Raw genomic sequence first — 26485 nt, 5'->3', positions numbered from 1 at the left:
GTTTAAAAATCCAATCCTTCTATTTCCCGGATATTGCCTTCAGGTTTTTTTGAAGCATCTTCGTCATAGAATTTTTTGGCCAATTCTGTCAGGGTCCCATCCCCCCGCATATCCGCTATGGCTTGATTCACTTTTTCCTGAAGTTTATCGGCACCATCCTTCATAACGATCCCTTTCCTTGTCGGGTGAAATTTCAGTTCCGGGTGCAGCGTGATATCGAATTCCGGAAAAGCAGCAACACCGAATTTGGAAAGGTAATAATCGTTAATAACGACATCGGTTCTACCATTATTCACATCCCGGAGGTAAGCTTCATTGGGTGCATTGCCATAGGTTTTCACCTTTGCGCCGAATTTCCGGGCAATTTGACTGTAAACGGTGGAAGACGCTCCCCCGGCTACTTTTCCTTCTAAATCCTCCAGTTTATGTATGCCGGAGTAGTTATCGTCTCTAACCACCATGGTCGTATACGAATATTTTATAGGATTCGTGAAATTAAATGTCTTTTTTCGCTTATCTGTAATGCCCATCCCTGCCATATCAATTCGTCCACTCTTGATAGCAGACAGCACACTGTCAAAGCCGATGATTTCAAATGTAATATCCAAATTCAGCCTTTTGCCGATTTCCCGCATCACTTCCACTTCATACCCTGTCAGCTGTTCTTTGCTTTTGCCTTCTCCTTCATAGTATGAGGAAGCGACTAACGTGCCCGGTGTGCCGACAACGATTTCATCGGCGTCCTGGATTTCCTTCCATTTCTTACCCTCTTTATCCTTGTCTCCGCTCTCTGCCTCATTATTACCGCACGCACTTAAGACAAACATGACTGTCAGCAGTATGACAGTCCATTTCCTGACGCACATAACTCTGCTCTCCTTCCCCGACTGTTGTTATATTTCAAAAATTCAACTTGATTATAACAGTGCAACAAGCCCACTTCAATATTACGAATTGTTGTATGAATGTGATAAGTTTTTGCATTAATCAGTAGCGGAATTTATGACTTAATCATTGACATTTAAATAACAACAACATTATAATTAAAATTAATATTAAATAATAATTATTTTAAATTGTTATTTAGTATTTGTACTGATGAATTTTAAAACATCGTATCCGTCTAATGAAATTGACTATTGTTATCAATTACTCGGGGAGGATGAAAATGGAGGCAAAAACACTTGGATGCGAGCAATCGACGCCAAAAAAACAACAACAGGCCATCACTGACAAGATGAGAAGCATCCATGAGCATATTGAAATAATAGCAGCCCTTTTCAGTGGATTGCTCATTTTAACTGCATGGCTACTTGAAAATAATATCAGTAATGGATGGTGGGTTACGCTTCACTTATCCGCATTTATCATCGGCGGATATGCGAAAGCGAAGGAAGGCATTCTGGAAACCATTCATCATAAAGATTTGAATGTAGAATTATTAATGATTATTGCGGCTATCGGGGCAGCTGCTATCGGCTACTGGACAGAGGGCGCCATTCTTATATTTATCTTTGCTTTGTCAGGGGCGCTGGAAACGTATACGATGAACAAAAGCAGCCGTGAAATATCGTCGCTGATGCAAATACAGCCGGAAGAAGCCGTTCGTATCACCGGGGGCAATGAAGAATTGGTTCCTGTTTCCGAGCTGCAACCGGGGGATTCCATTTTCGTCCGTGCTAGCGAACGAATCCCTGCAGACGGCAGAATTGTCAAAGGGGCCACTGCCATCGACGAAAGTGCCATATCAGGAGAATCAGTGCCTGTCAGCAAAACGAATAACCATGACGTTTTTGCCGGTACGATGGCACTTGATGGATCCATCACGGTCCAAATCACGAAACCGGCCAGCGAAACCCTGTTCCAAAAAATCATTCAACTCGTCCAGGATGCACAGGACGAAAAATCCCCTTCCCAGCTGTTTATTGAGCGGTTTGAAGGGATTTATGTCAAAGTCGTTCTGGCCGTCGTGGCAGCCATGATGTTTTTACCAACGCTCATATTCGGATGGCCGCTTTCTGAAAGCATCTACCGGGCCATGATTTTATTGGTTGTAGCATCACCATGCGCACTCGTTGCATCCATTATGCCTGCAACGTTATCTGCTATTTCCAACAGCGCCAAACGGGGGGTTTTGTTTAAAGGTGGCGTCCACTTGGAAAATCTCAGCAACATGAATACTGTCGCCTTTGATAAGACCGGTACACTAACAAACGGAAAACCGGTCGTCACAGAATTTTTGACTCTGCCGGGCGACAACCGCGAAGACATCATGACAGCCGCGGCAGCGATTGAAAATGAATCCACTCACCCACTGGCACTGGCTATTACCGAACATGCCAAAAAACAAACGGATATGTCATCCATTCGTGTTCAGGAAGCGACGACAAAAAGTGGAAAAGGCGTCACAGCCGTTATTAACGGTATAACATGGACAATCGGTAAAGCATCGTTTGTCGGCGATGAACAAGCATCCCTGTTTCATAATGGTGTCGCTGAGCGTTTAGCCGGCGAAGGAAAAACCGTCATTTTCGTGAAAGCGAACGAAAAAATTGTGGGACTCTATGCCCTGAAAGACACGATTCGTACCGACACCAAAAAAATGATTCAAGCATTAAAACGCCAGGGTATTCACACCATTATGCTGACCGGTGACAACGAGCAGACGGCCAGTGCGGTCGCGAACGAATCAGGCGTCGATGAATTCAGATCAGAATGTTTGCCCGGGGAAAAAGTGGATCATATCAAAGACCTTCGCCAAACGTATAAGTACGTCGCGATGGTCGGAGATGGTATCAATGATGCTCCGGCGTTGGCATCGGCCGATTCCGGGATTGCTATGGGAGAAGGAACAGATGTCGCATTGGAAACAGCCGATGTCGTTCTGATGAAAAACGAATTGCCTAAAATCACGAAAGCTTTACGTCTTTCCAGTCGTATGAACCGCGTTATTAAGCAAAATATTATCTTTTCTTTAACGGTTATCGCTGTCCTGATTATTTCCAATTTCACACAGTTGCTCGATATGCCGCTTGGTGTCATTGGGCATGAAGGAAGCACGATACTTGTTATCCTGAACGGACTCCGATTACTAAAATAGCTGTCACCCGAGTGACAGCTATTTTTCTTCGTCTGTAATTGTTTCTTGCCGCAATGTGGCATTGATGACACCGCCGATCATAATGATAATACCGGATAAATAAAACCAGATCATCAACACAATAACGGTTCCCAGACTTCCATACGTTGCCGAGTAATCACCAATAGAGTTGACATAGAAGGAGAATGCCAGCGACGTCAATTGCCAGCCAACGGTCGCAAACAAGGCCCCCCACACCACATTTTTAAAATAAATCCGTTTATTGGGAGCCATTTTATACAATGCCACAAGTACGATAAAGAAAACGGCTGACGATATGGCCCAACGCATACCTTCCCATATTTGCAAAAATTGTTGGGACCCACCAAAGAATGTGAAAATGTAGGCACCAATGGCTTTTCCGAAAATAGGCAGTAGAAATGCGATAAAAATGACAAGAATCATAGCAATCGTCAAAACGATGGCAATCAACCGCGTAACAATAAACGAACGATTTTCATCCACGTCATACGCCCGGTTAAAACCGCGCATAATTGCATTTATTCCATTGGATGCAGACCACAGCGTCCCAATAATGCCGATGGACAACAGTTGCCCATTTTGATTATTGACTAGCTGATGAACGTTTTGTTGAATCATATCCGCTATTTGACCGGGTGCGTATGTTTCGATAAAGCCTATAATATCCAAGTCATTGAGCGGCAAATAGCCTACCAAAGTCATCAGAAACAATAGAAAGGGGAATAAAGAAAGAAGGAAAAAATAAGCCAGCTGTGCACCCAGTCCAAAAATGTCATGATTCGTGATTTGCCTGTACAATTTTTGGATAAAATCCTTGATCTCCTCCCACATTCTATCAACCCCACGTTATTATTAACTTATTGCCCCAGTCTTTTCGTTCCTCTATCATCAGTGAACTGATCCAATGTGTTTTCCACCTGCTCCAGCGCATTAATGGCGTTGTTTGTACTTGCCGATAGTTGCGTATTTAATCGGTCGAATTTATTTTTCGTACGCTTCACTGCTGCTGACGGGTGTTTGACATAATACGATGATTCGTATTTAGCATCTGCCAATTTCTCTTTGGTATAGTTTCTCGCATCACGGTCCAACAAAGACAAAAGCCCACCCGCTATGGTTCCAATAATCATTCCTAAACATAATTTTTGTTTACCCATTTAAATCGCTCCTTTTTCGTTATATGTTATTCGTTTCCTTGATATGCTGAAGAAACTGTTTGCAACCCTCTGAAACCAAATCATACGTATCGTTAAAATGACCCGTAAAGAACGGATCCGTTACATTGGAGGTGTCTGCTCCATCAACGTAATCCATAAGTTTGCGAGGCTCGACACCATCCCCAAAACCTGCCATGTCTTGTAAAGCGCTTATATTCTCGTCATCCATGGCAATCATATAATCAAACCTGTGCCAGTCATCCGTATGTATTTGCCGGGATGCTATGCCACTATAAGGGATGTGTTCTCTGTCCAAAATGTGCATGGTCCCCTCGTGGGGCATTTTCCCACTGTACCATGAACCAATTCCAGCCGAATCCACTGCTATTTTATCAGATAATTCTTCTTTTTTCACCAAATCCCGGAAAATAGCCTCCGCCATCGGTGACCGGCAAATATTACCGAGACATATAAATAACACACGTATCATCCGCTCACCCCTGTCCGATGTATGAATTCGTATAGCTGAGTTTATTATACTATCCAACAGTTGGAAAGGCCACTATCTTCTATTTATGCAACGGAGCAATACACCCTGCATCATTATTTTTCGCTGCATTCACGTAGCTGGCCACATCGTACGCCTGAAACGGTTCTGTTTCCACCTCTTGCAGAAATTGATGCACCTCATCCGCCGACTGATTGGTTGTTGTAATCCACGCATCCTCATGACTTTTAGGTAAAATAATCGGCATGCGATGATGAATGGTCTGCATAAATCGATTAGCTGCTTTAGTCAGAATCGTGCACGTGAACCGTTTCTGATCACCGTATTCCCATTTATCCCACAAACCGGCAAACGCAAATAATTTCCTATCGTTCAACTGAATGCGCTTCGGTTGTTTTTCGTTTCCGACCCGTTTCCATTCGTAAAAACTATCAGCGACAATTAAACAACGTTTCCGGGTCATGAGGTGTTTGAAGCTGGGCTTTTCATGAGCTGTTTCACTGCGGGCATTGATCATCTTATAGCCAATTTTTTCATCCGTTGCCCATGAAGGAATAAGCCCCCAGCGTAAATAGCCTGCCCGTTTTTTGTCCCCATCATGAATCACCGCCAGTACTTGCTGTCCCGGTGCAATATTATAGCTGGGTTCATAATCGGGAATGGACTGTTCAATGCTAAACTTGTCCAAAATCTCCGCTTCATCCGCCAGCAATGTATATCGTCCACACATAATGCCACTCCTCTCCTCTTTGAAAAAATAACCCTACACATTCCCAACTAAAAAATACTCAAATCCCACTGGTTGGCAATATGCCGCAACAAACGAATGCCGGCAATGCTGTTTCCTTCATCCCCCAGCGCCGGCCCGTAAACCCCGATACCACAACCGTCCGTAAATGGCATAGGCTCATCTCTGACCCTCGGCGGCACTGCTGCAACGATCCCGCCTGAAACCCCGCTTTTAGCCGGAATGCCGACATAGGTGGCAAATTTTCCTGATGCATCGTACATACCACACGTCAGCATGAGCACTTTAGCAATCCGGGCAATTTGTCTCGGGATAATCGCTTCACCTGTTTTTATATTCATTCCATCATTGGCAAGCACCATGCCTATGTTGGCAAGGTCATCTATCGTCACCTCGATGGAACATTGCTTGAAATACGTCTCCAGTGTGACATTCAAATCCGATTCCAAAAAGCCGGTTTCCAGTAAATAGTAGCCTATCGCCCTGTTCCGCATCGATGAATCCCTCTCCGACTCATACACATCCACATTCAGTTTCGGCCGGTATCCCACCATGTTTTCAAGCAGTTGAAATATTGGCTCCAGACGTTGGTCCGACGTTTTTCCTGGTAAAATAGATCCCACCGTAATCGCTCCGGCGTTGATCAATGGATTAAACGGCTTTTCCACTTGCTGCATCTCCAAATGCATGATGGAATTAAACGCTTCACCGGACGGCTCCACATCAACTCTGTCCAGCATATAAGATACACCGCATTCCATGCAGGCAACAATGAAACTGATGACTTTGGAAATACTCTGCAGGGTAAACGACATGTCGGTATCACCGGAACGAACGGTCATACCGCTTTTACCAATAATTGAAATACCTAAATCATCTGGATCCGCCTGCGCCAAAGCCGGAATATAGGAGGCAACGTCCCCGTCGTTCGTACGCTTCCGGTAAAACGCAACCCAGTCATCCACGTACTGTTGCAGCCATTTCTGCGTCTGTCCCGTATTCCAGTTTGCCATCCCTTGAACCATCTTATCACCCCTTTGTAAATCGTATACCTATGATGTTGATATGTTTGACTATTGTTTTTCCATTCATAAATTGTTCCATTATATAGAAATAGATATTATGATTGCTTTTTAGGGTGAACCATGACCTTGTATTTTATTATGGACGGATTTACCATTAATGATAGACAAATGATATCACTATTATGAGGAAGGCGTCCTGTTATGAATAAACAAGTATACTTTTTAACTGTTGTCGCATTCGTCGTCGGAATGGTTGAATTGATTATTGGTGGCATACTTGATTTAATAGCCGATGATCTGAACGTGGGGCTTGGAAAAGTTGGATTCCTGATTACGATATTTTCCCTTATCTTTGCTATCGGCTCACCGTTGCTTCTTGTATGGACAGCATCCATGGAACGAAAGCGGCTGATGCTTATATCCCTTGCTGTGTTTTTTACAGGCAACGTCGTAACCGTATTCAGCTTATCGTATGCGGTCGTATTTATCGGACGTGTCATTTTGGCATTGAGCGGTTCACTGTTAGTCATTTTATGTCTGACCATCGCACCATCCATCGTTCATCCGAAATACCGCGGACGGGCGATCGGAATTGTGTCCATGGGCATCAGCGCATCCATTGTTCTGGGGTTGCCTGTGGGACTGCTTATGGGAAACGCATTTGGCTGGCGCGCTCCCTTTGTGCTGATTACGTTTCTGACGGTCCTTTCAGCAGTCGGTGTGTCTATGTTAATGGACCGTGTGCAACCAAATCCGTCCTACCCACTCCGGAAGCAACTGGCGACCTTGAAAAACCGGAAAATATTTTTTGGGCAAACGGTGACCTTTCTATTTTTAGCGGGACATACAACGCTTTATGCTTACTTAACCCCGTTTGCTAAAACAACATTGGATGCCAGTGGAACATGGGTCAGTGTTATTTATTTAATTTTCGGGGCGGCTGCCGTCAGCGGTGGTGGCGTTGGTGGCTTTTTATCCGACACCATTGGTTCTAAACGGACCATCCTGCTGACAACCTTGCTATTCACCCTCATTATGTTCAGCATACCAGGGGCAACCGTTGCATGGCCGGCTTTCCTGGCTATCGTTGTCATTTGGGGCATGCTGAGTTGGACGTTGGCACCGGCCACTCAAAGCTATTTGATGGGACTATCTCCGGAAACATCCGACATCCAGCAAAGCTTGAATAACTCGGCGCTTCATCTTGGTATCGCGGTCGGGTCACTGGTTGGCGGTTTGGTTATTGAACGGGCTTCGGTTGAGATGAATGCCGTTGTCGGCGGGTCAATGATTGTCTTAGCTGTTGGTGCGGCGATTGTGTCAATATACGGAGATGATCGTTCCAGCATAATCGAAAAACAAATGGACTGACCTTACGCAAGATCAGTCCATTGGTATCATCCTATTTACTTCCCAATAAATTGTTGTGTCCAGTGGTTGCCTTGTTCGACATAGCCAACACCAATATGTGTGAAATCAGGATTCATAATGTTTTCACGGTGACCTTCACTGTTCATCCATCCATCCACGACCTGTTGCGGGGTACTTTGCCCTTTTGCAATGTTTTCACCGGCTGTCTGATAAGAAATACCGAATTGTTCCATCATATCAAACGGTGATCCATAATTTGGGCTATTATGTGCGAAATAGCCATTGTCCGCCATGTCCTGTGATTTTTTTCGTGCTACTTTGCTGAGCTCGGTGTCCACTTTCAGCGGATCGAGACCTTGTGACGTCCGTTCCTGATTTGTCAGCTCCACCACTTGCTGTTCAAATTCACTAAGTTGCTGTGATTGGGAAGCGTTTTGCTGGTGCTGCTTTTGCTGTTGTTCCGTTGGCTGTTGTTCAGCCGGTTGGTTGGTCTGCTTGTTCGGATCCTGTTTTTTCTGTTCTTGATCGTTTTCGTTGGTATCCTGTTGATTGTTTGAGTCAAAATTGGCTTGCGGGAAATATTGCTTTATAACATCCTGGAAATTACTTGATGACAATTCACTCCAACCATCATCCTCAATGGTAGAATAAACTATTTCCTGATTGTTCTGTTTTGGTACATCAGCTGAATTTGCCGAGACATCCGCTGTCATTTGAAAAGCTCCGCCAAACAATAGTGCGATCGTTAACGTCCCCGTCATTAATTTATTCCGCATGTATAGCACCTCTCCTGTGTTTTTTGTTTCGTCATTATCGTAGCATACGATTAGTGTAATATTTATGCAATATATTTCCATAAGCCGTGACAAGCTTATATGCTTTTCAGGAAAACCGCCTCATCATAGGATTGGCTTACTTTTATTCAGTACCATCACTGGAAGGTATATTTTATACTGGAAATAATTGAACAAGATGACATATTGACAGCTTTCTACACCCTTCGATTATGTTACATATACTGATAATATGTAATCAAAATGTTACTTGAAATCCCCTCCAATAATGGAGAAAATTCGAGTATAAACCATTATTTTCTCGTTATTTATAACCCCTGTAAACTGTGCTATAGTAGAATAATGGTATAAGAGAATTTGTATGTAACATTTATCACATAGATGTTTAATTTATCATCATTGGAGGAACATAGGATGTTATCAACTGCAGAAATCGGAATTGACCTTGGTACCGCAAATATACTGATATATTCCAAAACAAAAGGGGTTGTTCTCAACGAGCCATCCGTCGTTGCCATTGACTTGAACTCAAAAAATGTCGTCGCTGTTGGGTCTGAGGCAAAAGAAATGGTTGGCAAAACCCCGCAAAACATTGTCCCGATCCGACCATTAAAAGATGGTGTGATCGCCGACTATGATGTAACGGCACAAATGCTGAAGGAATTTTTAAAAAAAGTAAGTAAGACCATCGGAATGTCCATGCGTAAGCCAACGGTGGTCGTCTGCACCCCATCCGGAAGCACAACGGTTGAGCGGCGTGCGATTCATAATGCTGTCAGCAGCTACGGGGCCAAACATGTTCATTTGATTGAAGAACCTGTGGCAGCTGCCATCGGTGCTGATTTACCGGTCGATGAACCCATTGCCAACGTCACCGTTGATATCGGAGGCGGCACGTCCGAGGTGGGCATCATTTCATTCGGTGGCGTTGTCTCGTGCAGTTCCATCCGCACCGGCGGCGACACTATGGATGACGAAATCGTCAATTTCATCCGTAAGAAGTACAACATATTAATCGGTGAACGAACAGCCGAAAATATTAAGATGGAAATTGGACATGCCGATGAAAACCATCCTGAAGAATCATTGGATATCCGCGGCCGTGATATGGTTTCCGGCTTGCCGCAAACGGTCACGGTTTCTTCCAAGGAAGTTTACTCTGCCTTGAAAGAATCGCTTGATCAAATTCTTGAAAACATTCGTGCCACGCTGGAAAACTGCCCGCCGGAACTGAGCGGTGACATCGTTGACCACGGCATCGTACTGACCGGCGGCGGGGCATTGCTGAACGGATTGAAGGACTGGCTTTCCGACGAACTGTTCGTCCCCGTTCATATCGCACCCAATCCACTGGAATCCGTTGCGATCGGAACCGGTCGTTCATTGAAAATGATCACCAAACTGCAGAAAGCGGCTAAATAAGTATAAATGACACAGCTATCCCAACCGCGATCCATTCCTATGATGGGCGCGGTTTTTTTCCGTTTGTAGCCCACCTTCACGCATGTACTGATCCACGTTTGGAAATAAGGATAGGACAGCCCATGAATAGTGAAAAAAATGGTTTACAAATTGTTCAGAATAGTATATAATGACCTTAATCATGTTGAAGCGCTTCCACGCTGCACCGCATGATAGAATGAGGACACCTCAGGGGTGAATAACACATATCATTGCCTCACAGGTGCCTGAAATCATGACAAATCCGTTTATAACTGTTCAATCTGTTTGCAGTTCCATTCCAGTTCTGCTTCAACAGATAAAAGCCAGTTCAAATCGACGAACAGTAAAGAAAACTTGGTAAGCGCCAAGCCTTTTAGGTGCAGGCGATTGCCTTAGTTGCACTTATGCAGTTGGTTATCTCAACTGCCACAGTGAATCTGTCGTCTTTTTGGAGTGGCTTATTTTAATTTAGAAAGGGGTGACATGATGGCTGGAGCACTTGAAAATATTCGAATTCTTGACTTATCCAGAGTCCTAGCCGGTCCCTATGCAACTATGATTCTCGGAGACCTTGGTGCTGAAATCATAAAAGTAGAAGCACCAGGCGGCAGTGACGAGACACGGAAATGGGGACCGCCTTTTCAAAACGGGGTCAGTGCGTACTATTTGTGTGCCAATCGGAACAAAAAAAGCATTACGCTTGATTTAAAGTCCGAGGAAGGCAATGAAGCCATTAAAAATCTCATCCGTGACAGCGACGTCGTCATTAATAATTTTAAATCCGGAACCATGGAACGGCTCGGGCTTGATTATGAAACGCTGTCCGAGATCAACCCCGGTTTGGTCTACTGCTCGATTACAGGGTTCGGTGAAACGGGTCCATACAAGAACATGCCCGGCTATGACTTTATCATTCAAGCGATGAGCGGCCTGATGAGCATTACCGGTGATCAGGAATCCGGTCCGCAAAAAGTCGGAGTCGCCATTACGGATATTTTGACGGGGCTGTACGCCTGTATTGGCATCCAGGGTGCCCTGTTGGAGCGGACACAGTCAGGTAAAGGCCAAAAGCTTGACCTTTCTCTGTATGATTCAGCTGTCAGCGCTCTCGTGAATGTCGGAAGCAACTATCTAATGGCAGGGAAAATTCCCGAAGCACTCGGGAATCAGCATGCCAATATTGTCCCATACCAGACATTTACAACCAGCGATGGGGAGATGGTGATTGCAGTAGGCAACGATCATCAGTTCCAAAACTTATGCAAAATTTTGGAAAAACCGGCGTATGCATCCGATGAGCGATTCCGAACAAATCCGGACCGTGTGGCCAACCGGAACGACCTGATTCCACTACTTCAGGGCATCTTTTTGACCGGGTCCACCGCCTATTGGCAACAGCAATGTGAACAAAATAACATTCCGTGCGGGCCAATTCAGTCTATGAACGACGTGGCCGATGACCCGCAGTTGAACGAGCGGGAAATGTTTGTCGACGCCGAACACCCAACCGCGGGTAACATCCGTATGATCGGCAGTCCGCTGAAATTGTCACGGACACCTGTTCAAACCAAACACCATCCGCCCGATGCCGGCGAACATAATGAGGAATTGCTTAAGCAACTCGGCATGATCAAATGATCCGTGACGGACATTCTGATTTGAGTGCAAAAGCCATAAAATCGCTGTCATCCAAAAATTTCATCTATTACAGGAGGCGTTGAATAAATGAATTTTCATTTTTCAGAAGAACAAAATATGCTGCGAACAACCGTCAGGAACTTCGTGGACAACGAAATTATTCCCTACATTGCCGAATGGGATCGGGAAGGCAAATTTGACCCATCCATCATGCAGAAACTATCCGATCTTGGACTGATGGGTGTCTGCATCCCGGAAGAATACGGAGGAAGCGGTATGGACTATAACGCGCTGGCCATTGTCTGTGAAGAACTCGAACGTGGGGACACGGCTTTCCGCACAGCCGTCTCTGTCCATACCGGCTTAAACAGCATGACTCTTCTGCAATGGGCCACCGAAGAACAGAAACAAAAATACCTTGTTCCTCAAGCAAAGGGAGAGAAAATCGGTGCTTACGGACTGACGGAGCCTGCCGCCGGTTCCGACGTCACATCCCTGCAAACCACAGCGGTCAAACAGGGCGATCATTATATACTGAATGGATCCAAATCATGGATATCCCTGTGTGATTCCGCCGATCACTTCCTTGTTTTCGCTTATACCAATAAGAAAAACGAACACAAAGGCATATCAGCATTCATTGTGGAACGGGAGTGGGAAGGTTTTGACTCCAAGGCAACGAAAGGAAAACTCGGCATACGCTCCGGCAACACTGGTGAAATATTTTTCGACAGCGTCAAAGTACCGGAAGAAAACATGCTGGGCGACGAAGGGGAAGGATTTAAAATCGCTATGTCCGCCCTCGACAACGGTCGGTTCACGGTTGCTGCTGGCGCCGTCGGACAAATCCGAGCATGCTTGGAAGCGAGTGTCAACTATGCCCACGAACGGGAAACATTCGGCAAACCAATCGGCCAACACCAGCTTGTTCAACAGATGATCGCCAACATGAAAGCAGGATTGGAAATGAGCAGCCTGCTGGTTTATCGGGCCGGCGAGCTGAAGAACGAAGGAAAACGTAACACCGAAGAAACGTCAATGGCCAAGTGGCAAGCATGTGATTTTGCCAATAAGGCGGCCGATGATGCCGTCCAAGTTCACGGTGCCAATGGCTATTCCGATGAATATCCAGTCGAACGCTATTTGCGGAACTCAAAAGCTCCGGTTATTTACGAAGGAACGCGAGAAATTCACACCCTTATGCAAGCGGACTATGCACTCGGCTATCGTCAGGATAAACCATTAAACAACATGCTTCCGGCTTGGGAAGGCAATCATGCCACAGTATAAAAAAGTTACAAAAAGGTACTGAGCTTAGCATCGATATCAACGAATATCGACACTAAGACATGAAAAAGCCGCATTTAAAGGAAACCATGCGGCTTTTTTTCATATCTTTCTAAACATTTTCCTGCTTCAGTGCATCAATGATATTTTCCTTTTTCACTTTGGCACTTGAGTAGAGCATGGCCGATCCAACGATGATGAAGACGCCGATGGTAACGAACAGTATATCCATCCACGGCAGTGAAAAAGCGTAGTCAAATGTGTTCATAAGTGACTGGTGAATCAAATACATGATACCGATGCTGATAGGCAGTCCATACAGCAGCGATTTGATGCCGTAGAACAAGCTTTCATAGTTGATCATTTTGTTAAAGCTTTTCGGTGTCATGCCGACTGATTTCAGCATGGCAAATTCCCGTTTTCTAAGCGATATGCTCGTGGAAATCGTATTGAAAATGTTGGCGACGGAAATCGCGGTAATCAAAGCGATAAAGCCGTATACAAACACCGACATGAGCAGAGTCATTTGTTCCATCCGCTGTCTACGCTGATAAACATTATAAATCGGAAAGTTACTTTTCTTTATTTTCTCAAGCTGTTTCTGGGTTTTGAGTGGATCATCGCTTGACAAATAGATATTTGTATCGACATTACCCACGGAATCATGTTCGAGTATCTGATTCATCGTTTGTTGACTGACAACAATATTAAGCACACCGGCATTCGATGGTTTAATGCCTGTTGGTGCGGTATTGGTTAATGCTGCAATTTGAATATCGCCCAGATCATCGTTATTTTCTGATGTCAATTCAAGTGTCTGTCCGATGTCAGCATGAATGACCTTTGTGACTTTGAATTTGCCTGTGTCCGGATCACGGTAGTCAATCGTATCAATGACAATACCTGAGCGGCTGTCAGGATCTGTTAACTGGGCAAAATCTGCTTTGGTTTTTTTGGCATAGGCTTTGAGACTGTCATCATCCAAGGCGTGAAGTCTGATGATATACTCATACTTGCCATCTTCAAATGCATGGTTACCCCCTTGGAGCTCTTCACCTGTTTTTTCTTTAGCCACCATAGACCGGGTTTTCAATTCCTTGACGCGAGTGTATTCTGATACCGTGTCCAACGCTTTCACGCCATCAACAAACGGCTCGGAAAATCCGTTGCTTGTAAACATTTTAATATCGTAATCAATATCTGCCTGCGATAGATCGTATGACTTCTGCAAATTTTCCGTGAAATATGACACTGACAAAAACAGTACGATGCTGATGGCAAGTGAAAAGATGGTTGCCCGATAACGCCGGCGATTGCGCTTCAGGTTCTTTAGGCCAATCTCCGCCTCAATCCCGAAAAGCTTACGTGTCAGCTTGGATGTTTTAACCTTTTTGCGGGACAATTTCACATCGGCTGCCTGCCGGATCGCATCAATGGCTGACACTTTTGATGCGCGCCTTGCCGGAATATACGTTGATATGAAAATAGTCAAAATCGACACCAGACAGGCCGTGATAATCGACCATGGCGTCACAACTACGGTCATATTCTGATCGAAATCAAACACATTTTGAATAAGTGAGTTGATAAAGTGAAACGTTATGCCAATGCCTACTATTCCGCTGACAACGCCGAGCGGAATCCCAATCGCGCCAATAATGGCACCTTCAAAAAAGACAGAATTCCGTTTTTGCTTTTTTGTGGCGCCGACACTGGACAGCATGCCCAAATGCCGCGAACGTTCAGCCACTGAAATGGCAAATGCGTTATAAATCAGTGAGACGGACCCGACAACAATAATCGTGATAATAATGGCAGCGAGCGAATAAAGCGTTGTTTGAAGACCCTGATTGTCTGTTACGCCATAATAACGGAGTAGGCCATTGTTAAATTGAACGTCCTTAATATTTTGATTGGCTGCCAATTCATGTGCATGGTCAAACAGTGACTGGTTAACGTCCTTCAAAATAACAGAAGCATTAACTGTTTCATTATCTTCCATGCTGGTTTTATCCAGATGAGTCATCACGGTGTAGCCGGGTGCGGAAAGTGGTTCCCACGACGGCCGTTCCATGACACCAACAACAGTGAATGTTTTCGTTTGTTTATTTTTCAGCGTTTCGATGTTTTTTCCAGCTTCTGTTGTTTGGAGAGGATTTGTTTGATCCAGAGGCTGCGCACTTTTACCGGCAACACGTTTACCGATCCCAAGTTTCAGCGTATCTCCAATGTTTAAAGACACATTTGCGTCCGTTGCTATATGCTTCGAAACAACCACTTCATTGGAATTTTCCGGGCGTTCACCCTTCGTCAGTTCGGTCGGAAATGTTCGTTCAGCCTGGTCATTAAACGCTTTGACGAATACATAGGGTTTATAGTCGTTGTCACTGCCCTCCAACCGGGCATAGCCAAGATTGTTGGACAGGACGACATCTTCCGTTTCCTCATCACTTTGTATAGCCTCCACCTATTCAGCGTTGACATCTTTATATAACACATGCCACTCACCGTTGTTGGCCATTTCCTGTTTTTGCAGCAAATTCATGAATGAAACGGTTAGTGTCGACACCGCTGTCAGCATGGCAACAGAGATAATGACGCCAATAATGGTCACGAGCGTTCGGCTTTTGTTCTTCTTCAAATTGCGCAGCGTCAGTTTGTTGATGATGTTCATGGACGGGTCACCTCGTCTTTGGCAATCCGGCCATCTTCAATGGAAATGACCCGATCCGCCTGCAGGGCAATCCGCTCATCGTGGGTAATCACAATAAGTGTTTGGTTATACGTTTTGTTAAACATCTTGAGTAGGTCCATAATATCATTGCTGTTTTTACTGTCGAGGTTCCCTGTTGGCTCATCGGCAAGCATTAACGCCGGGTTACTAATGAGTGCCCTGCCGATGGATACCCGTTGCTGCTGCCCACCTGAGAGCTGATTAGGTAAATAGTTCAAACGTTCGTTTAAACCCAATGCCGTCACAATGTCATTAAATTGCTTCTTGTTTACTTTATGCCCGTCCAGAAGAAGTGGCAACGTCATATTTTCTTCCACAGTCAGAACGGGAATCAGATTGTAGAACTGATAAATAAGCCCAATCTGACGGCGCCGAAAAATCGCCAATTGCGTTTCATTCAAATCAAAAATAGACGTATGTTCAACAGACAGGCTTCCATCCGTTGGCCTATCCACCCCACCGAGTAAATGCAGTAGCGTCGATTTCCCGGAACCGGACGGACCAATAATAACAACAAACTCCCCTTTATTGACGGCAAAGGAGACGTCATCAAGTGCATTAACAGCTGTTGCGCCTTGTCCATAAACTTTGGATAAATTGCTGGCATTTAATATCTCCATATGAATACCTCCATGTCGGTTCTTAATTCCAGTCTAAACATCCAAAGTGACAGACAAGTGATTGACTTCATGACAATTTAGTCACTTAAGGGAAGGCACAGCATTCACCCACATCTAACTCTACTCCTTTACATGTTAAATATTGTGTTTATAGAATTTGACATGGAATTGGGTGCCCTGACCTTCCGCGCTGTCAACATCGATGGTCCCCCCTTGGTTAGCAATGATGCCGTGAGCCATTGCCAGGCCAATACCGACACTTTCTTCGCTGTTATGCTTGCCTTTATGGAACCGGTTGAAAATATATGGAAGGTCTTCTTTTGGGATGCCTGGTCCGTTGTCAGTAATAACGATGTCGGTGAACAGGGTATTTTCGGAAAAACGGATCGACATGCTGCCTTCTTCCGGTGTATGCTCAATACCATTTTTCAGAATGTTAACCAGTGCTTCTGCTGTCCAGTTGAGGTCACCGGTAAACGAGACAGTATCTTCCCCTTGTATGGATACGCGTTGATTTTTTACATCGATTGGGGCATGGAGCGATTCTAAGGCCTTTTCAATAAGGTCCCTGACCAGAATCACATCCTGCTTGAACTGCACAGTACCAGCGTCGATTTTGGACAGTTTTAAAAGCGATGTGACGAGCCAATCCAGACGCTCAAGTTGGACATGGATATTATGTGTGAATTCTATCCGTTTTGACTCCGGCAAGTTGGGATCCTCCAAGAGATCGGTCATCACCCGCATCGATGTGAGCGGTGTTTTTAACTGGTGGGAAATGTCAGAAATAGCATCAGTCAAATGGGTTTTGTCTGCCTGCAGCGAGCTTTTATGTTCGGCCAGCATACTTGTAACCTTATAAATTTCATTTTTTAAAATGCTCAGCTCCCCTTCTTCATTATCGCGCACATCCATTGAATAGTTGCCACTGGAGATATCACGTAAATACCCAGAAAGCTTCCCGATTTCCCGGTAGCGCCACATGGTTGCCCAAAGTGTGGTGCCGATCAAAAGGAGCGTCAGGACGGTAACAAGTATTATGGCCATGGTAGATAGAAAAGCAGCAATGGCGACGGCAACGATTCCAACAGTCACCATAGTCATGAACAAGCGTCTCATTTCACGGTTTCGGAACATGGTTAATCACCAGCCTTGTAACCCAAACCGCGGACCGTTTTAATCAGTCGTGGTTGTTGTGGGTCATCTTCCAGCTTGTCCCGCAGCCGCTTGATATAGACGGTCAGTGTATTATCGTTCACGAAGTCACCCGCGACATCCCAAATATGGTCAAGCAGTTGATCTCTTGAAAGCACCTGGTCGGGGTGATTAGCAAACGTCAGTAAGAGCCGGTATTCCAAACCTGTGAGCTGGATCTCGTCTCCATCCTTATATACCGTAGCCTGAGCGGTTTTGATATGTATATTTCCGATTGTCAGGACAGACTTCGTCGGCTCCTTCTGCTGGTACCGGCGCAGGACCGATTTGATCCGAGACATCAGCTCACGAAGTCTGAATGGTTTCGTAATATAATCGTCTGCACCCATATCAAGTCCCTTAACAACATTGCCTTCATCATCAACGACAGTTAAAAAAATGACCGGTATGTCACGTTGCTGTTTAACGCGTTCGCATAAATCATAGCCGTTGCCGTCGGGAAGAGATAGATCAAATAGGCAGAGAGTAATGGTGTCGAGCTGTCCGGAGAGAACGTCTCTGGCACATTGCGCGTCGTGGCACACGACTGTGTCATACCCTTCCTGCTGCAACGAATACTCAAGTCCCGATGCAATCGTTTTATCATCTTCAACAAATAAAATACGCATAACTCATCCTCCGAAGCAACAAAAATCCGGGGCACAGAGGATGTCCTTTGCCCCGTACTGTAAGGATTATAAGCTTTTCTTCATAGATATCCAAATTTCCTTAACCATTCGGATATCCAACGCACCTATTAAATCGATTTACTTAAAGGAGCCCAGAGCAAAACCAACGGAACGGCTCTACCCGTGATTCTCCTGATAATGTTCATACTGCCGGTATAAATCGTTTAAAGCAGACACAAGAGCATTGCCGGCTTTTCCTAAGTAGTGTTCTTTCATTATGTGTTCCGGCGTATCAATACCGTCCTGGAGACTGTGCCCCTTCAATAGATGATGGACGAAATCCCTGCCGTGTTCGGTTGCCAGCGTGCAATTGGCAGTTACAATAACGCCATACGTTTTGTCGATTTCCGCAGTAATCGTCAATGTTTCATAGATGCTTTTGGCGGCCATTCCGGATGGAAGTCTGGCATGACCGGCGATAAAAACCGTGTTCATCAATCATCATCCCCCTGTTGCCATGTCGGTCCGCGATAACCCAGCTTTCTGGATATCGCCCCGGCTGTTTGACGTGTTTTGGCTTTCAGTACGTCCAGGTTTTCCCCGTCAAAATGACTGGACAGGCCGCTTACAGCGAGTGCAGCAATGACTTGGTTATTGTAATCATGAATAGGGTAAGAAATCCCTGTTGTGTCAGGGTCCTGTTCGCCAATACTGTATGCATAACCGTTTTTATAAATCGCCCCGAGCTCCTGAAGCAATCGGTCTTTATTAATGGGCTGATGATCCGCAGCGTAAAACCGTTCAGCTTTATTCACCATGTCTTGCTGCTGTTCCCGAGCCATATTTGCCAGTAGCATCTTAGGACCGGAACCAAGATGGAGCGGAGACCGTTTTCCGATGCGTGTATTCAATCTAAGCGCTCGCGAACTATCCACTTTTTCAATGTATACAGCCTCACCTTGATCAGCAATAACCAAATGGACAGCTTCATTAATGTCCGTACCCAAACGTTCCATATCAGGCAATGCAATCGTGCGCACCTCTAATTGATCGGAAACCAGCTGACCGAGTTCCAGTAATTTGAGTCCTAATTGATACTTGCTGTCGTGTTCATTTTCTTTTGTTTTGGATAATACATGTTGATGCTCCATCGCCGTCAACAAGCGATACACAGTTGGTTTAGGCATCCCTGACTTTTGGGTGAGTTCCTTCAATGTCAACTCCGGTGTCTCTGTCGAAAAGTAATTCAGTAGTTGCAATGCTTTTAATACACTTTGATTCATCCCTATTTCTCCTCTGCCTGCCTCAGCCGCTCAATAGAACTAAAAGGGTGCGGGGACGTGTCAAATTTCAGATTGATAGATCGTCATGAATGGTGACACTACATCGAGCCATCATCTTTGTCACCAAGATCCACAATCGGATCAAGCACCTTAATCATACCTCACGCGGGTTAACCTGTTCTCCATTTAAGTCTACCGTATAATCTGTCCGTGTCAAATTCAAATCAACAAGTACATTTTTCTGCATGGCTCGGATAACGGTTTGTTTTATACTCAAGTGTTTTCAGATAGGGATAGGTTAAGGATAGAGTTGATGGACCGCCCGATATGTGTAAGGCCTTAAACGGGCCGAAATTTGCAAAACGAACCTGTTCCACTTCAATTAATGACGTCATTTTTGTTTAACACCATTACGGATAATCAACGCCGGGTCAGTGTAATGATCAAAAACCCCTCCATGGAAAAATATAATTGTATGCCAACGGTGGTTCCGGACGAACGGATTACCACCGACATACAATTTAATAGAATCACATTTATCTAATTGGTTTGCTCTCTTATTCCGTATCGATTTGTGCGCGTTGCAGTTTACCACTGTAATCAATATATACAGCTTTCCATTCAGTGAACACGTCCAATGCCTGCACACCAGAATCGCGGTGACCATTGCCTGTACCTTTCGTGCCACCGAATGGGAGATGGATTTCTGCCCCGGTTGTACCGGCATTTACGTAAACAATACCCGTGTCAAGGTCGCGCTGTGCCTGGAACACACGGTTGGCATCCGTCGTAAAAATGGAACTCGACAACCCATACGATACGCCATTGTTCACCTCAATGGCCTCATCAAAACTTTTTACAGGAATCAAAGAGACAACTGGTCCAAAAATTTCTTCCTGTGAAATACGCATTTCCGGTTTGGCATCTGTGAACAATGTCGGTGCAACATAATGCCCCTTGCCTAAATCACCATCGTTTAACACATATCCACCGGCAATCAGGTTGGCTCCTTCGTCCTGGCCAATTTGGATATACGATTGAATTTTTTCCATGCCGGCTTGATTAATAATAGGACCGACGTTGTTCGTTTCATCCAGCCCATCACCGATTGTCAATTCCTCGATTTTAGCAAGCAGCCGCTCTTCCAAACGCTCTTTTACATCGTCATGTACAATCACCCTGCTAGCCGCTGTACAACGCTGACCGCTTGTGCCATATGCACTCCAGACAATGCCTTCTGCGGCCAGGTCAAGATCGGCATCATCCATAACAATGATGGCGTTCTTCCCCCCCATTTCAAGGGACACTTTTTTCAGTTGTTTTCCGCATTCACTAGCAATATTGCGCCCAGTGTCATTGGATCCGGTGAACGACATGACACGAATATCATCATGATGCACCATCGCATCCCCGACCGTTGATCCTTTTCCGTATACGACGTTCAAGACGCCTTTTGGCAGACCAGATTCTTCCAAGATCTTAGCCAGTTCATGCGCCATAATCGGCGTTTCTGTTGCCGGTTTCCAAATAACAGCATTACCTCCAATAATAGCTGGGAATGACTTCCAAGTAGCAATGGCAATCGGGAAATTCCATGGCGTAATAATGCCAACCACACCAACCGGACAGCGCTGGCTCATGGAAAATTTATTCGGAAGTTCTGCCGGCGTCGTATGACCGAACAAGCGTCGCCCTTCTCCGGCCATGTAAAAAGCCATATCGATGCCTTCCTGTACTTCTCCACGCGCTTCTTCCAACACTTTTCCGTTTTCCATCGTTAACAATTGTGCAAGCCGTTCTTTTCGTGCTTTCATCTTATTGCCGGCTTCAAACAGCACTTCCGCCCGCTGCGGTGCTGGAACCTTTGCCCATTCTTTTTGAGCTTTTTTCGCCGCTTCAACCGCCGTATCTACAGCACCACCATCGGAAAGGGGAACATGGACGATCGTTTCCCCATTCGCCGGATTCGTTACGTCAGCAGACTTATTATCCCCAACCCAGTTTCCACCAATGAAATGGTTCAATGTTGTTGCATTAAGCAATGTACTAGCCATACAGCATACCTCCTAAATTTGTTTATTTACTTAGCACGGTTACGAATTTGCGTAATCGTGGACGAAACAGAGATTTGTTCCTTATCTGTAAACACCTCAATAACGGTCGGACGATCAGCTTGCATCGCTGTCTCAAGTGATTCGGCAAACGCCTCGGATGATTCTGCGGTATACCCATCCGCTCCGACGCTGGCTGCCAAATCAGCAAACGCAACACTTCCTAAATCCGTACCAACGACTTTTTCCGGGTATTGCAGTTCTTGATGCATACGGATCGTTCCGTACATGTTGTTGTTAAAAACGACGCATATAACGGGAATGTGATTCCGAACAGCCGTCTCCAGTTCCTGCACGGTCATCATGAAACCGCCATCACCGGAAAGGGCGACGACCGGTTTATTCGGAAAAGCCAGTTTTGCCCCAAGCGCTGCCGGCATGCCGTACCCCATCGCCCCTGACGTCGGTCCGACATACGTATGTTTTTTCGTGAAAGGGTAATGCGCATGCAGCCATCCTGCGAAATTGCCGGCATCATTTGTCAGAAGCGCATCTGCTGGTAATGTTCGGTTCAACATTGCCATTATATGTTGATGAATTCCATCATTATGCGAAACGTTCAAACGGCTAACACGTTCGTATTCTTGATGGCGTGTGTCGGCCCATCCTTTCCAGCGAGGATGGATGTCCATTGTCAACAACGTCCTCAACGTTTCGTTCGCATCCGCCGCAATGCCGACATTCGGACGGTAAACCTTGCCAATGGTGTCCATGTTGATATCAATGTGAACCAGCTGTTTATTCGTTGTGATAATGGTGTAATCCTGCGTCGTCACCTCTGATAGACGGGTTCCCAGAGCGATAATCAGGTCGGCTTCTTTTACAGTTTCAAGGATAGCCGGATTGGTGCCAAGTCCTAAGTGGCCCGCGTACAATGGATGATCATTCGGAAAGACATCATGTCTGCGAAATGCAGCCATGACCGGCACGTGATATCGATTGGCAAACGTCACGAGTGTGTCTTCTGCTTGAGAACTTTTCACACCTCCTCCTGCTATAATAAGCGGCTTTTCCGCTTCTGCAAGCAGTTGCTCAACCTCATCAGCATCTTCTGGTGATGGTGCCGGTTTTGGTTTAACCGTAGCCGGACCGAACACCATATCCGACTCTGCGGGGAGAACATCTTCCGGCAATGAAACAACGACAGGTCCTGGACGCCCGGACTGCGCCGTGAGGAATGCCCGCTGTACCAATTCCGGGATCCGATCAGCATCCTGGACTTCCACCGCCCATTTAGCAATATGACCAAAGTAACGGTCCAGATCGACTTCCTGAAATCCTTCCCGGTTGCGAAACTTGCTGTGCACCTGACCAAGAAAAACAACCATTGGCGTTGAATCCTGAAAAGCTGTATGCACGCCAATGGATAGATTGGACGCGCCAACCCCCCTGGTCGCCATTACAACACCCGGCTTCAACGTTGATTTGGCGTATCCTTCCGCCATAAACGATGCACCGCTTTCATGCCTTGCAGAAATGAAATGAATCGATGGCTCATCACCAATAGCATCCAATAAGGGCAAGTAACTTTCCCCAGGGACACCGAACGCGAAAGGTATGTCTTCCCGTTTCATACATTCAACAATCGCCTGTGCCGCTGTCATCGTGCTTGATGTTTGTGTTGCTTTTGTTGTATCCATTACGAATGGCCTCCTTTTCTCGCGCATTAATGGGATAGTAATCGTCCCAATTAAAGACGTTTATGTTATATCCAGCTGTTTCATTCGGTTGATCGCCTCATCCAGACGTTCTTCCGGAACCGTTAGCGCTATGCGGAAAAAACCTTCGCCGCGGGAACCGAATGCATGGCCGGGCGTCACAATGATCCCTGCCTCATACAGCAATTTGTCGGCAAATTCCATGGACGAGTACCCCTCAGGAACTTCTGCCCAAAGAAAAATAGTGCCATTCGGTTTATCTGCATGAATGCCTAATTGTTGAAAGCCTGTGTACAACGTTTCCATTCGGTTCTGATAAATATGGTTATACTCATGAACAACCGCAAAGTCACTCTTTAACGCCGCAGCAGCAGCCTTTTGAATCGGCAAAAATTGACTTGTATCCATATTGCTCTTGAGCGTAGCCAGAGACTGAATAACGTCTGGATGACCGACCGCATAGCCGATCCGCCACCCGGCCATGCTAAAACTTTTCGACAAAGAGCCAAATTCAACAGCATGCTTTTTGGCATCCGGCACCTGCAACACACTTGGTGATTGATAGCCGTTAAACGTAACCATGTCATAAGCCGCATCGTGCACAAGCAGCATGTCATGTTCCGCAGATTTTGTAACCGCTTGCAAGAAAGTGTCGTAATTTACGGTCGCCGCCGTCGGATTGGCTGGATAATTCAAAAACATCACCTTTGCCTGATCCAGATCTGCCTGCTCATATAACGGAACATAGCCATTTTCAGCGTCCAGTGGCAGACAGGAACTTTCACCACCGGCCAGATGGACTGCCGTCTTGTAAACCGGGTAACCCGGATCCGGAACCAGCACTTTGTCGCCGGGATTGATAACCGCATGCATCAGATTGGCTATCCCTTCTTTAGACCCAATAAGGGCAAGAACGTCTGTCTCGGGATCCACGTTAACCCCATATTGGTTTTTATAAAAATGAGCGACGGCTTCTCTGAATGCCGCACATCCGCTGTACGTGGAATAACGATGGTTGGACGGATGTTTCACTTCCTCCGCCAACTCCTCAACAATAAATGACGGTGTCGGCAGATCAGGGGCACCAATCCCTAAATCAATGACATCCACACCATCGGCTTCCATCTGCTTCTTTTTTTGCTGAAACGAAGCAAACAAATAAGGCGGCAACTGGTTCACCTTATCCGAGGTAAAGACCATTCCATCTCCTCCCATTTCATTAATTAAAACGGCATTTCATCTTTCAGTTACAAGTATAAAATAAACGTTAAAAAATTTCAATTGTTTTTAATCAATAGATTTTTGTAAAAATGATGTATTGCTATTATTTCTTTAAAATCTGCTTTCACATGATGCGTTGGCCGACCCCTGTCAGCATTATTGTTGTGTTCCTATACTTTCTTGGACTCTTGTAACGTTTTAGAAAAGGTTCGTCAGCATACAGGTTAAAAACGTAAGGAAAAGGGAATAAGTAACAAGAGAAGGAGGACGATTTGAATGTCAAGAAAAGTGGTTATTGTCGGCGGGGTCGGCGGTGGTGCCACGGTTGCAGCACAACTGAGACGCCAGGATAAGGATGCTGATATTCTTATCATAGACAAAGGGGAACATATTGCATTTTCCAACTGTGGAATGCCTTACTATATTGGCGGCATCGTCAACAAGCGGGATGATTTGCTTGTCGATACAGAATCTTTTGCCCAAACGTATCACGTGCAGGTTCAAACCAACACAATGGTTACATCCATTGACCGCGAACAAAAACAGGTTATGTGTCGACACACAACAGGCACGTACCATGAACCATATGATAAACTGATCCTTTCACCTGGGGCTTCGGCCGTTATGCCTCCATTTGAAGGAATGAATAAAGACCGGACATTCACCTTGCATACCATTCCGGATATGGATCTGATACACACATACATTCAAACCCATAAGCCCCAAACGTGCGCCATTGTCGGAGCCGGATTTATTGGTATGGAGATGGTGGAAAATCTTAAGGCGATTGGCATCGACTGTACAGTCATTGACCGATCCGAACACGTCTCCAAAATGGTTGACAGTGACATGGCAACCGTGATCGAACAGCATATGCAGGAGCAAGGGGTTTCGATTATGCTCGATGAAGAACTTGCGTCGTTTTCAGAAAATGGATCTCTCTTGCATTTGTCCAGCGGGAAAACAGTCAAGGCTGATATGACATTAATGGCCGCTGGGATCAAACCCAACACGGAACTGGCTGTCGACAGCTCACTGGCCATTGGGGATACAGGCGCTATTCAGGTTAATGATGTTATGCAGACAACCGATCCGGATATATACGCCTTAGGGGATGCCGTGGAGACCCATGATCGCCTTGTCCGGACACCGCGACACATTGCACTGGCTTGGCCGGCTCATCGCCAGGCGTTCATTATCGCCAGCCACCTGCAAGGAGCCAATGACACGTATAATGGCACACAAGGGTCAGCCATTTTTAAAGTCTTTGATCTGACGGTCGGGGCAACCGGCTTGAATAAAACATCACTCGATGCATTGGGCATGACGTACAAGGAAGTAACTCACAAATCGCGCTCCCATGCTGGTTATTATCCAGGTTCGGAAAAAGTGTCCATAAAGCTTCTAGTCAGCCCACAGGATGGAACATTGTACGGAGCACAGGTCATCGGCGAAGACGGTGCTGATAAACGGCTCGCTGTCCTGACAACCGCCATGAAGGGGCGTTTGACCGTTCATGACTTGCCTGACCTGGAGCTTGCTTACGCACCGCCGTACTCGTCACCGAAAGACCCCGTCAATATTATTGGGTACAAAGCTTCCAGCATGCTTGAGTGATGGGGCTGGGACAAAAGACGTTTGGTTAAATAAAAATCCGAACTATGATTCGCTAAAGATCTGAATAAGTTCGGATTTTTCGTTTAGCGTAGGAAAAACACGGAGACTCCTGCGGGATGAAAAGCCTAGATAAGACCCCACAGTGCGATAAGCACAAGGCAAAGCTTCCATGAGTAGGCTTCGACGAATAAGAATGCAACGCGACGAACACGAGGAGGCTTATCAGCGCCCGCGGCAAAGAAGACACTGTGAAAGCGACCAAAGGAAGCTTGAACAGATGTCGCGCTTGTGCCTGGCAAGGTGAAAGCGCAGTGTTTTTCCGGAGC

Annotated in this window: 23 protein-coding genes and 1 pseudogene; 6 read left to right on the top strand and 18 right to left on the bottom strand. The window is 45.6% G+C overall.

Going from position 1 to position 26485, the window contains the following annotated elements; genetic code table 11:
• Window positions 1-2: 2 nt before the first annotated feature.
• Window positions 3-866 (bottom strand): transporter substrate-binding domain-containing protein, encoded by an 864-nt coding sequence (locus tag ACZ5Q7_RS07195; protein WP_343752511.1) that lies wholly within the window; start codon window positions 864-866, stop codon window positions 3-5.
• A 296-nt stretch (window positions 867-1162) separates the two neighbouring features.
• Between ACZ5Q7_RS07195 and ACZ5Q7_RS07190 the strand changes: the two genes are divergently transcribed.
• Window positions 1163-3100: a heavy metal translocating P-type ATPase gene (locus ACZ5Q7_RS07190; RefSeq protein ID WP_343752512.1), complete on the top strand. Its 1938-nt coding sequence runs from the start codon at window positions 1163-1165 to the stop codon at window positions 3098-3100.
• Between the two features lie 18 nt (window positions 3101-3118).
• On the opposite strand, the gene ACZ5Q7_RS07185 is transcribed toward ACZ5Q7_RS07190, so the two are convergent.
• The 5 genes from ACZ5Q7_RS07185 to ACZ5Q7_RS07165 all read right to left on the bottom strand — a co-directional run bounded on the left by ACZ5Q7_RS07185 (window position 3119) and on the right by ACZ5Q7_RS07165 (window position 6559).
• Window positions 3119-3952, bottom strand: a complete 834-nt coding sequence (locus ACZ5Q7_RS07185; RefSeq protein WP_343752513.1) for a YihY/virulence factor BrkB family protein — start codon at window positions 3950-3952, stop codon at window positions 3119-3121.
• Between the two features lie 26 nt (window positions 3953-3978).
• A complete protein-coding gene (locus ACZ5Q7_RS07180) occupies window positions 3979-4278 on the bottom strand; it encodes a YtxH domain-containing protein (protein WP_343752514.1) in 300 nt (99 codons plus the stop codon).
• A gap of 19 nt (window positions 4279-4297) precedes the next feature.
• Window positions 4298-4768 carry a low molecular weight protein-tyrosine-phosphatase gene (locus ACZ5Q7_RS07175; RefSeq protein WP_343752515.1) on the bottom strand — a complete coding sequence of 157 codons (471 nt, stop codon included), beginning with the start codon at window positions 4766-4768 and terminating at the stop codon, window positions 4298-4300.
• 79 nt (window positions 4769-4847) lie between these two features.
• The gene (locus ACZ5Q7_RS07170; protein ID WP_343752516.1) at window positions 4848-5516 is read right to left on the bottom strand and encodes an SOS response-associated peptidase; all 669 of its coding nucleotides are present in this window, start codon (window positions 5514-5516) and stop codon (window positions 4848-4850) included.
• Window positions 5517-5563: 47 nt separating this feature from the next.
• Window positions 5564-6559 (bottom strand): glutaminase, encoded by a 996-nt coding sequence (locus ACZ5Q7_RS07165; protein WP_343752517.1) that lies wholly within the window; start codon window positions 6557-6559, stop codon window positions 5564-5566.
• 201 nt (window positions 6560-6760) lie between these two features.
• Here ACZ5Q7_RS07165 and ACZ5Q7_RS07160 point away from each other — a divergent pair, with 201 nt between their 5' ends.
• On the top strand, window positions 6761-7930 hold the full coding sequence (locus ACZ5Q7_RS07160) for an MFS transporter (protein ID WP_343752518.1): 1170 nt from the start codon (window positions 6761-6763) through the stop codon (window positions 7928-7930).
• Window positions 7931-7965: 35 nt separating this feature from the next.
• Here ACZ5Q7_RS07160 and ACZ5Q7_RS07155 read toward each other — a convergent pair whose 3' ends face one another.
• A complete protein-coding gene (locus ACZ5Q7_RS07155; RefSeq protein WP_343752519.1) occupies window positions 7966-8706 on the bottom strand; it encodes a CAP domain-containing protein in 741 nt (246 codons plus the stop codon).
• Between the two features lie 432 nt (window positions 8707-9138).
• Between ACZ5Q7_RS07155 and mreBH the strand changes: the two genes are divergently transcribed.
• The 3 genes from mreBH to ACZ5Q7_RS07140 all read left to right on the top strand — a co-directional run bounded on the left by mreBH (window position 9139) and on the right by ACZ5Q7_RS07140 (window position 13095).
• Window positions 9139-10146, top strand: a complete 1008-nt coding sequence (gene mreBH / locus ACZ5Q7_RS07150) for a rod-share determining protein MreBH (RefSeq protein ID WP_343752520.1) — start codon at window positions 9139-9141, stop codon at window positions 10144-10146.
• A 507-nt stretch (window positions 10147-10653) separates the two neighbouring features.
• On the top strand, window positions 10654-11805 hold the full coding sequence (locus ACZ5Q7_RS07145; RefSeq protein WP_343752521.1) for a CaiB/BaiF CoA transferase family protein: 1152 nt from the start codon (window positions 10654-10656) through the stop codon (window positions 11803-11805).
• Between the two features lie 87 nt (window positions 11806-11892).
• Window positions 11893-13095 (top strand): acyl-CoA dehydrogenase family protein, encoded by a 1203-nt coding sequence (locus tag ACZ5Q7_RS07140; RefSeq protein WP_343752522.1) that lies wholly within the window; start codon window positions 11893-11895, stop codon window positions 13093-13095.
• A gap of 109 nt (window positions 13096-13204) precedes the next feature.
• On the opposite strand, the gene ACZ5Q7_RS07135 is transcribed toward ACZ5Q7_RS07140, so the two are convergent.
• The 11 genes and pseudogenes from ACZ5Q7_RS07135 to ACZ5Q7_RS07085 all read right to left on the bottom strand — a co-directional run bounded on the left by ACZ5Q7_RS07135 (window position 13205) and on the right by ACZ5Q7_RS07085 (window position 24521).
• A complete protein-coding gene (locus ACZ5Q7_RS07135) occupies window positions 13205-15559 on the bottom strand; it encodes an ABC transporter permease (protein WP_343752523.1) in 2355 nt (784 codons plus the stop codon).
• Window positions 15560-15766 carry an ABC transporter permease gene (locus tag ACZ5Q7_RS07130; RefSeq protein WP_343752524.1) on the bottom strand — a complete coding sequence of 69 codons (207 nt, stop codon included), beginning with the start codon at window positions 15764-15766 and terminating at the stop codon, window positions 15560-15562.
• The gene (locus tag ACZ5Q7_RS07125) at window positions 15763-16446 is read right to left on the bottom strand and encodes an ABC transporter ATP-binding protein (protein WP_343752525.1); all 684 of its coding nucleotides are present in this window, start codon (window positions 16444-16446) and stop codon (window positions 15763-15765) included. Before ACZ5Q7_RS07125 ends, ACZ5Q7_RS07130 begins: the two co-directional genes overlap by 4 nt.
• A gap of 135 nt (window positions 16447-16581) precedes the next feature.
• A complete protein-coding gene (locus tag ACZ5Q7_RS07120) occupies window positions 16582-17583 on the bottom strand; it encodes a sensor histidine kinase (protein ID WP_343752526.1) in 1002 nt (333 codons plus the stop codon).
• Between the two features lie 2 nt (window positions 17584-17585).
• Entirely contained in the window at window positions 17586-18269 is a 684-nt protein-coding gene (locus ACZ5Q7_RS07115; protein ID WP_343752527.1) for a response regulator transcription factor, read from the bottom strand.
• Window positions 18270-18446: 177 nt separating this feature from the next.
• Window positions 18447-18764 (bottom strand): DUF3870 domain-containing protein, encoded by a 318-nt coding sequence (locus ACZ5Q7_RS07110; RefSeq protein ID WP_343752550.1) that lies wholly within the window; start codon window positions 18762-18764, stop codon window positions 18447-18449.
• Entirely contained in the window at window positions 18764-19552 is a 789-nt protein-coding gene (locus ACZ5Q7_RS07105) for an IclR family transcriptional regulator (protein ID WP_343752528.1), read from the bottom strand. Before ACZ5Q7_RS07105 ends, ACZ5Q7_RS07110 begins: the two co-directional genes overlap by 1 nt.
• Window positions 19553-19662: 110 nt before the next feature.
• Window positions 19663-20105, bottom strand: a pseudogene (locus tag ACZ5Q7_RS07100) (saccharopine dehydrogenase family protein); the annotation flags it as partial.
• 4 nt (window positions 20106-20109) lie between these two features.
• Window positions 20110-21606: an aldehyde dehydrogenase family protein gene (locus ACZ5Q7_RS07095; protein ID WP_343752529.1), complete on the bottom strand. Its 1497-nt coding sequence runs from the start codon at window positions 21604-21606 to the stop codon at window positions 20110-20112.
• Between the two features lie 26 nt (window positions 21607-21632).
• The gene (locus tag ACZ5Q7_RS07090; protein ID WP_343752530.1) at window positions 21633-23303 is read right to left on the bottom strand and encodes a thiamine pyrophosphate-dependent enzyme; all 1671 of its coding nucleotides are present in this window, start codon (window positions 23301-23303) and stop codon (window positions 21633-21635) included.
• Window positions 23304-23363: 60 nt separating this feature from the next.
• The gene (locus tag ACZ5Q7_RS07085; protein ID WP_343752531.1) at window positions 23364-24521 is read right to left on the bottom strand and encodes an aminotransferase class I/II-fold pyridoxal phosphate-dependent enzyme; all 1158 of its coding nucleotides are present in this window, start codon (window positions 24519-24521) and stop codon (window positions 23364-23366) included.
• A 297-nt stretch (window positions 24522-24818) separates the two neighbouring features.
• Here ACZ5Q7_RS07085 and ACZ5Q7_RS07080 point away from each other — a divergent pair, with 297 nt between their 5' ends.
• Window positions 24819-26159: a CoA-disulfide reductase gene (locus tag ACZ5Q7_RS07080; RefSeq protein WP_343752532.1), complete on the top strand. Its 1341-nt coding sequence runs from the start codon at window positions 24819-24821 to the stop codon at window positions 26157-26159.
• Window positions 26160-26485: the final 326 nt, after the last annotated feature.

It is taken from the genome of Lentibacillus halophilus, from assembly GCF_055395055.1.
This window is presented reverse-complemented; position numbering and strand designations above follow the sequence as displayed.